Source organism: Nocardia sp. PLKS1-43, assembly GCF_059510335.1.
The window spans coordinates 1-7,552 of record NZ_JCAJZQ010000032.1; the positions used below are offsets into that span (position 1 = coordinate 1).

Here is a 7,552-nt window from a genome sequence, read left to right on the forward strand (position 1 = left end):
AACGGCGGCGGACCGCTGTGCGGGCGATCGTCGGCGCGAGCAGGCTGTTCGCCCAACAATGCGCAACCCATGAGAACAGCCACCACCACTGCCAGAAACCCTCGCACTAGCTCACATCCTTTTCGTCGGACGAAACTGCCGGGAGCGTTCGTAGGAGATAGTCGTCAAGCTGCGCGGCGTTTTCTAGGGACTTTGGTCCCTAAACGGTAAAAGCCACGATTGGATAAACGCACGATTCTTCGCTGAAAAACACCGCGCCGCGCGAGGAAATCGCCGGGGCCAGCGGTATTGTTCCGGCAAACCCTCTCGGAAACGAGCATGCAGCGGTCCGAGGCGACCCGGCCCCGCGCCGGGTCGCTGCTCCAGCCCGGCCCCGATCGGCGAGCCGCCGGGGCCCGCGGCCACCACCCTGAACGGCGACGGATACCTGCGCACCGCGGCAGGAATCACGTCCCGGCATGCGGCGCTCGCCCGTAACCGCTCAGGCGCGGGAAGCTGTCGTGCTGGGCAGCCCCAGCCGCCGCAGCAGCAGGGTTGCCGGGCACCAGCCCGCGATGCCGTACAGCAGCAGGTTCGCGCCCACGAGCCCGGTGAAGATCAGCCACCAACTCGACCATGTCGCCGCCAGGATCACGCTGATCAGGACGAAGGCGCCCGCCAGCAGCGGGACGACGCGGGCGATGGACCAGCCCTGGTGGCGGGGTAGGTTCGGCATCTTGCTGTCCTTCGTAATCGATTGCGCGCCTGGATGTTCAGGCCAGGGCGAGGAAGAGTTTCTCGAGTTCGGCTTCGCTCATCGGCTCGGCTCCCTCGGCGGATTCGCCGGTCATGCATTCACGCAGGCCGGTGGCGACGATCTTGAATCCGGCCCGGTCCAGCGCCCGCGACACCGCGGCCAGCTGGGTGACCACATCCTTGCAGTCACGCCCCTGCTCGATCATGGCGATCACGCCACCGAGCTGTCCCTGCGCGCGGCGCAACCGGTTCAGCACCAATGCGATCGTCTCTTCGTTACCCACCATGCCGGTAGCCCTTCTCGTCGGTTCACCCGCGCCCACTATACCCCTGGGGGTATAGCGGGCGCTGTGGTGTCAGTCATGCGCGAAACTGATCGACGGTAGTACCGCGCGGAGCCATCGCGGGGACCGCCAGGCGTGATGTCCGGTGAGCCGCAACAGCACCGGCAACAGCACCAGCCGCACGGCGGCGGCATCCAGCAGCACCGCGACGCCGAGGATGACGCCCATCTCCTTCGGGGGCAGCGGCTGGGCGAGCGCGAAGGTGAAGAACACCGCGACCATGACCGCCGCCGCGGCGAAGATCACGCGACCGGAATGCGCCAGGCCGTCGACGAGGGCGCGGCCCGGGTCACCGGAGCGTTCGTAGTGTTCTTTCGCAGTAGCGAGCAGGAACACCGTGTAGTCCATCGCGATGGCGAAGATCATCGCGAAGAAGAACACCGGCCCCCAGCCGTCCAGGAAGCCCTGCGGGGTGAATCCGAGCAGACCCGCGCCGTGCCCGTCCTGGAAGATCAGTTTCGCCACGCCGAAGGCCGCGGCGGTCGAGAGCAGACTGACCACCGTCCCCAATGCCGCGACCAGCGGCGCCTGCAGCGCGACCAGTAACAAGGCGAAGCCCAGGACCAGGATGATCCCCACGATGATGGGGAAGTAATGGTTCAGCGCGTGTTGCAGATCCAAATTCTCCGCGGGAGCGCCACCGACGAGCGCGCCGGCCGGCAGCCGCTCGCGCAACTGGTCCAGGATGCTGCCCATCCGCGCATCGGACGGGTCCACGCTCGGTAGCGCCTGCATCATGACCAGGCCGCTGCCGTCGCGAGCAGCCTGGGGCGGGGTGAGCACGGCGATGCCGTCGACCGCCGATGCCGTTGTCGCGACCTGCGGGGATTCGGCCGCGGGCGCGATGATCTGCAATGCTCCCGGCGCTCCCTCGCCCAGTTGCGCCTGGACGAGTTCGTATCCCTGCCGGACCGGCGCGTCCGAGGGGACGACCTGGATCGACGGCATGGCGACCTTCAGCCCGGTCACCGGAATGGCCAGCGCTATCAGCACCAGCAGCGCGGCGATCGCGAAGGGCCAGGGCCGGTCGTGCAGGCGCTGTCCCCAGGCGGCGAACCGTGGTGAACGATGATGCCGGCCCCCGACCTTGGGCAGCGCTGCGGCGTTGATCTTGTGGCCCAGCGCTCCCAGCGCGGCGGGCAGCAGCGTCAATGTCGCCACCAGGACGAACGCGACCGCGAACATGATCCCGACCGCCATGGTCCGAACGGCGGGCGCCGGAACGATCAGCACCGCGGACAGGCTCACCAGAACCGTGAGACCGGACAGCACAACGGCTTTGCCCGCCGTGCTCATCGTCTCGGCCACCGCCGCGCGCGGATCATCGGCAGTGGTCAGCGCGCCTCGGAAGCGGGCGACGATGAACAGGGCGTAGTCGATGCCGAGCGCCAAGGCGAACATCATCGCGAAGTTCATCGCCCACACCGAAATCGGGGTGAGGTGGTTCAGCAGCACCAGCCCGCCGGCCGAGGCGATCAGCCCGGCCAGGGTCAGCAGCAGCGGCAACCCGGCGGCCACCAGCGATCCGAACGCGATCACCATGATCGCCAGCGTCACCGGCCAGGAGAACATCTCCGCCTTCAGCATCGCCTCGTGGTTGGCCTTGTTGAAATCGCTCCACAGCGCCGACGCACCGGTCGGATAGACCTCGATCCCGTTGCCGGACAACGCGGTCAACGCGCCCTTGTGCGCATCGACCGCCTGCACCATGTCGTCGGGCGAGGCAGCGGCGCCGGCGATGAGTATCCCGGTGTGCCCATCGCGGCTGATCGTGGTCCCCGGCTGGGGCGCGACGACCTCGCCGAACCGGGAATCGGCGGCGAAGATCGCGGTGGCCCGCCCGAGCACGGACCGCACCGCGGGACTGTCGATCGCCTGGGTATCGGAATGCACCACGACTTGCACCGCCGCCGACGAATTACCGCCGAAGTGCTGCTGCGCGAGCTCACGCACCCGCACCGATGCCGAGCCGTCGGCCTGCCAGCCCGCACCCGCGAGCGAGTTGAACACACTCGGCGCCGCGGCACCCAGCGCCACCAGCACCAGCAGCCACACCGCGAATACCCGGCCGGCACGGCTCGCCATCGTGGCGCCCAGCCTGCCCAACGCTCCGCCGCTCCCCCGTGCGGCGATCTCCGGCGTGAGAATCCCGGATTCGGTCATCACTTCTCCTTCGAATACCCCAGGGGGTATGTTTACATTGCTGCCGAACATACCCCAGGGGGTATAAAGGCGTAAAGGCGACCTATGCCACAGAACAACCAGGACAGGAGGAAGAGATGGCGGAAATCGAGTTGTACGTCGATCCGGTCTGCCCCTTCGGATGGGTGTGCGCCCAGTGGTTGCTGACGGCGACCAGCACGACCGATACGCCGCTCACGATGCGGCAGATGAACCTCGCCGCGCTGAACGAAGGCCAGGATCTCGACCCGGACCGGCGGCCGATGATGGACCGCTCCCGAGACCTGGGACGGGTGTTCGCCGCGGTGACCGCCCAATCCGGCACAGGCGGATTCGCCCGGCTCTACCAGGAATTCGGCACCCGGACCCACACCCACCACGAGCCCGCTGACGCCCGAACGCTCGCGACGGCACTCGGCGAACTCGGCATGGATCCGGCACTGAGCGAGGCCGCCGAGGACCCGGGCCGCGACGACGCGGTCGCCCGGGCTCATCAGGCGAGCCAGCAGGCCCTCGGCGACCGCGGCGGATGCCCGATCGTCGTGGTCGACGGCCGCGGATTCTTCGGCCCGGTACTCACCGAGATCCCCGCTCAGCGGCAGGGCCTCGACCTATTGGCGGCACTGTTCACCATCGCCGCGACACCGGCATTCGCGACCGTGCAACGTCCGTTCTCGGGACCACCGAAGACCGGCGCCTGACCGGCGCACGACTGTGCGCCGCGGTTCACGGCAGTCTCCTCGCCCTCGGCCGTATGGTCGGTTATCGACTCGGCATCACGATCGGCGGGACGTCGGGGCCCAGGCGTAGCGACTCGAGGAACAGGACGATCGTCGCCGCTACCGAGCGGTGGGCGACGTCGTTGAGGACGTCGTGGCGACCGCCCTGGACGAGGCGGACGTCGGTGCGCGGCGCTCGCGCGTAGGCGTCGAGGGCTCGAGCGAGCGGTGTGACTCGGTCGTCGGTGCCGTGCAGGGCGAGCGTCGGGCGGTCCGGCACGCCGATGGCGAGCGTGTCCCACGGGAGCGGGGTGGCCAGTGCGCCCCGGGTGAAGTTCTCGTCTTCCGACAGCGCGGCGCGGTGTACCGGGCAGGCGGTGCGGGCGTCGAGTTCGTCGGCCCAATCGGTACCTGCGGCGGCGGTCGCGGAAGTCTCCGACGGCAGCGAAATCGCGGCCAGCACAACGCCTTCCACGGAAAGCTCGGCGGCGAACCGGGCCGCGAGGGCGGCGCCGCTGTCCGAGCCGAGCAGGATCCGCGGAGCCGGCAGGGATTCGTCCGCGAGCAGATCTTCGACGGCTGCCCGGGTGGCGGCGACGTCGTCGAGGTCCACTCCGGCGTACCGCACGCGGTAGCCGTCCGCGGACAGCCGCCTGCCCAGGCGCGCGTACGACGCTGCGGTCTCACCGCGACCGGGGAGCAGTACGACGGTGCCGCGCGCCGTGGCGCCCTCGGGTTCGTTCCAAGCGGCGGTGGCTGTGCGCACTGTTGTCATTCAGTTGCTCCCGCTGCCCAGGCAGATGTGAACCAGTGCACCGCACCGGTTTCCGGGTTGTACGACCGGCGCGGGAGGGTGCCGATGTCCGCGCCGTAGACGTGGATGCCGACCACCGGCTCGTCGCCGCCGCAACGCACCTGGTGCACGTCGTCGTCGGTGGTGCAGCACACCGTCACCTGACCGGCGGTCCACGCCGAGGTGCCCGCGCCGACGAGGGGCACGTTCGCGGCCGACGGCTTCTCGAACCGGGTCTCGATCTCGGTACCGCTGTGAATGCCCACCACACCCCAGGTTTCGTGGCCGTGCACCGGCGTCCCCTGGCCGACGTTCCATACCGCGGCGGCGATGCAGAAGGCTCCGTCCGCGGCGACGTGCAGCGGATACATCACGTAATGGTCCGGATCGGGTCGTGTCTTGTCCGCGGGCAGGTCGAATCCGGTGGCCAGGACGGCGGCGAGTTCGTCGCGGATGGCGGCGGTCAGTGTGCGCTCGTCGGGGACGTCGCCGATCAGCCGCGCGACGGTGTCGGCGAACGCCGCCAGCTCGGGTACATCGGTCCGCACCGGGACGATCGGGGGCCGGGTCATTTCCACTCCTCGCTATGGGGTCGGGGCGACAGGACGCGGCTGGACCGCCGCCGGTCCGGGACGGGTTGCCTCGCGGCGGGCCAGCTCCTGGCGCAGCAGCGGCAGCAGGTAGCGGCCGTAGTCGATGGCATCCTGCAGCGGGTCGTAGCCGCGGATCAGAACGGTGTTCACCCCGATCTCGATGTAGTCGAGCAGGGCGGCCGCCACCGTCTCGGGCGAACCCACCAGCGCCGTGGAGTTGCCGCCGCCGCCCACCGCCTTCGCGGTGGGGGTCCACAGGCACCGGTCGTGCAGCTCGCCCTTCTCCGCGACGGACAGCAGCCGCCGCGAACCCGCGTTCTGCGGTTCGGCGCCGCGCGGATGGAGCTGGCCGGCGCGCAGGTTGTGCGCGCCGCCGACGCCCGCGGTGATGGTGTCCAGAATGCGGTGCGCCCTTTCCCAGGCGGCGGCGTCGGTGGCCCCGAGGATCGGCCGGAACGACACCGAGATCCGGGGCCGCCGGTCGCGGCCCGCCGCCGCCGCGCGGTCGGCGATGGTGGCGATCTGCTCGGCCGTCTCACGCAGCGGCTCGCCCCAGAGCATGTACGTGTCGGCGTGCCGGGCGCCGACCGAGTAGGCCGCCGGGGAGCTGCCGCCGAAGAAGAGTTCGAGCCGCCTGCCCTCGTAGGGGTGCACCTGCGGGTGGAAGCCGTCGAATCGGTAGTAGTCGCCCGCGAAGTCGCGGGGTCCGGTGGTGTCCCAGGCGGCGCGCAGGATCCGCAGGTATTCGTCGGTTCGCGCGTACCGCTCGTCGTGCGGGAGGTAGTCCCCCTCGCGGCGCTGCTCGGCATCGGTGCTTCCGGTGACGATGTTCAGGGCCACCCGGCCGCCGGAGAACTGGTCCAGCGTGGTGAACATGCGCGAGGCCAGCGTGGGGTGCACGACGCCGGGCCGATGCGCCACTAGCAGACCGAGTCGTTCGGTGTGCGCGGCCACGGCGGCCGCCACCTGAGAGCCCTCGGGCCAGCCGGAGCCGTACCCGATCAGCACCCGGTCGAATCCGCCGTCCTCGTGGGCGCGGGCGAAGCGGAACGTGTAGTCGGGATCGATCACCGCTCCGTCGCCCGCCCGCGTCTCGGAGGCGTCTGCGGTTCCGATCATGCCCAGTATCTCGACATCGTCGTAGCTCATCGGTCGTCCTTCGTGAGTGTGCCGGTGCGGCCCGGCCGGATGGGGATGTTCTCGGTTGTGCTGCCGGGCCATCGGGCGGCGATGTGGCAGGCCGCGGACCAGCGCTGACCCACCTCGAGCAGCGGCGGCTGCGTCGCGCAGTCGGCGAACGCGAACCGGCATCGGTCGGCGAACACGCAGCCGCCGGGGTCGGCGGGAGCGGCGGCGTCGCGGTCCACGCGGACGTCCTCGGGCCGGATCGCCGACCGGTCGCCGAGGTTCGGCGCGGACGCGACCAGCAGGGCCGTGTACGGGTGGGCCGGGCGGCTCAGCACTTCGTGCAGATCGCCCTGTTCGACCACGCGGCTCCGGTAGAACACCGCCACCCGGTCGGCGATGCCCGCCAGCGAGGACAGGTCGTGCGCGATGATCACCACCGCGACGCCGAGGTCGCGCCGCAGCCGGTCGAGGAGGTTCAGCACCAGGTTGCGGTTGGAGGCGTCGAGCGCACTGACCGGCTCGTCGCAGATGAGCAACCGGGGTTCGGTCACGATGGCGCGCGCCAGGGACACCCGCTGCCGCTGGCCGCCGGACAGCTCGCGCGGCCGGCGGTCGCGCACCGCCCCGGGTTCCAGGCCGACCTCGCGCAGCGCGCGGTCGATCCGCTCGCCGCGGGCGGCGGCGTCGAGACCGCCCGCCACCTCGAGCGGCTCGCCGACGAGGCGCGCGACGGTGAGGTCGGGGTCGAGCGAGCGCAGTGGGTCCTGGAATACCAGCTGGATCCGGCCCTGCCGCCGGAATTCGCGCAGTTCGCGCCCGCGCAGGCGGGTCAGATCCCGGCCGTCGAATTCGATGGCGCCGCTCGCCGGGGCCGTCAGCCCGACCGTGGCGCGGGCCAAAGTTGTTTTGCCGGAACCGGTTTCGCCGATGATCCCGACGATCTGCGCCGGGTCCACCGCCAGGCTCGCGCCGCGCAACGCCGCGCCGGTGCCGAACCCCACTCCCTTGCGCGGCACATCATAGGTGACGGACAGGTCGGTAATCCGCAGCAGCGGTTCG

8 protein-coding genes are annotated in these 7,552 nt (G+C 70.2%); 1 reads left to right on the plus strand and 7 read right to left on the minus strand.

The window, feature by feature from the left end; all coding sequences use genetic code 11:
* Nucleotides 1-481: 481 nt before the first annotated feature.
* The 3 genes from AC5WS7_RS40395 to AC5WS7_RS40405 form a co-directional block, all read right to left on the minus strand.
* On the minus strand, nucleotides 482-715 hold the full coding sequence (locus AC5WS7_RS40395; protein ID WP_495959951.1) for a YgaP family membrane protein: 234 nt from the start codon (nucleotides 713-715) through the stop codon (nucleotides 482-484).
* Between the two features lie 37 nt (nucleotides 716-752).
* The gene (locus AC5WS7_RS40400) at nucleotides 753-1,022 is read right to left on the minus strand and encodes a metal-sensitive transcriptional regulator (RefSeq protein WP_495959952.1); all 270 of its coding nucleotides are present in this window, start codon (nucleotides 1,020-1,022) and stop codon (nucleotides 753-755) included.
* 69 nt (nucleotides 1,023-1,091) lie between these two features.
* Nucleotides 1,092-3,242 carry an MMPL family transporter gene (locus tag AC5WS7_RS40405; protein ID WP_495959953.1) on the minus strand — a complete coding sequence of 717 codons (2,151 nt, stop codon included), beginning with the start codon at nucleotides 3,240-3,242 and terminating at the stop codon, nucleotides 1,092-1,094.
* 116 nt (nucleotides 3,243-3,358) lie between these two features.
* Here AC5WS7_RS40405 and AC5WS7_RS40410 point away from each other — a divergent pair, with 116 nt between their 5' ends.
* Complete coding sequence (locus tag AC5WS7_RS40410) at nucleotides 3,359-3,961, plus strand: mycothiol-dependent nitroreductase Rv2466c family protein (RefSeq protein WP_495959954.1); 603 nt, start codon at nucleotides 3,359-3,361, stop codon at nucleotides 3,959-3,961.
* 61 nt (nucleotides 3,962-4,022) lie between these two features.
* On the opposite strand, the gene AC5WS7_RS40415 is transcribed toward AC5WS7_RS40410, so the two are convergent.
* The 4 genes from AC5WS7_RS40415 to AC5WS7_RS40430 form a co-directional block, all read right to left on the minus strand.
* Nucleotides 4,023-4,754 (minus strand): alpha/beta hydrolase, encoded by a 732-nt coding sequence (locus AC5WS7_RS40415; protein ID WP_495959955.1) that lies wholly within the window; start codon nucleotides 4,752-4,754, stop codon nucleotides 4,023-4,025.
* A complete protein-coding gene (locus tag AC5WS7_RS40420) occupies nucleotides 4,751-5,344 on the minus strand; it encodes a cysteine dioxygenase family protein (RefSeq protein WP_495959956.1) in 594 nt (197 codons plus the stop codon). Before AC5WS7_RS40420 ends, AC5WS7_RS40415 begins: the two co-directional genes overlap by 4 nt.
* A gap of 12 nt (nucleotides 5,345-5,356) precedes the next feature.
* Nucleotides 5,357-6,514 carry an LLM class flavin-dependent oxidoreductase gene (locus AC5WS7_RS40425; RefSeq protein WP_495959957.1) on the minus strand — a complete coding sequence of 386 codons (1,158 nt, stop codon included), beginning with the start codon at nucleotides 6,512-6,514 and terminating at the stop codon, nucleotides 5,357-5,359.
* Nucleotides 6,511-7,552: ABC transporter ATP-binding protein (locus AC5WS7_RS40430; protein ID WP_495959958.1), on the minus strand; the 1,042-nt coding region annotated here is incomplete at its 5' end. The genes AC5WS7_RS40430 and AC5WS7_RS40425, both read right to left, overlap by 4 nt.

Excerpts from the sequence above, each read along its gene's own strand:
- AC5WS7_RS40395 (WP_495959951.1), bottom strand. The coding sequence starts at position 715 with ATGCCGAACCTACCCCGCCACCAGGGCTGGTCCATCGCCCGCGTCGTC.
- AC5WS7_RS40400 (WP_495959952.1), bottom strand. The coding sequence starts at position 1,022 with ATGGTGGGTAACGAAGAGACGATCGCATTGGTGCTGAACCGGTTGCGC.
- AC5WS7_RS40405 (WP_495959953.1), bottom strand. The coding sequence starts at position 3,242 with ATGACCGAATCCGGGATTCTCACGCCGGAGATCGCCGCACGGGGGAGC.
- AC5WS7_RS40410 (WP_495959954.1), top strand. The coding sequence starts at position 3,359 with ATGGCGGAAATCGAGTTGTACGTCGATCCGGTCTGCCCCTTCGGATGG.
- AC5WS7_RS40415 (WP_495959955.1), bottom strand. The coding sequence starts at position 4,754 with ATGACAACAGTGCGCACAGCCACCGCCGCTTGGAACGAACCCGAGGGC.
- AC5WS7_RS40420 (WP_495959956.1), bottom strand. The coding sequence starts at position 5,344 with ATGACCCGGCCCCCGATCGTCCCGGTGCGGACCGATGTACCCGAGCTG.
- AC5WS7_RS40425 (WP_495959957.1), bottom strand. The coding sequence starts at position 6,514 with ATGAGCTACGACGATGTCGAGATACTGGGCATGATCGGAACCGCAGAC.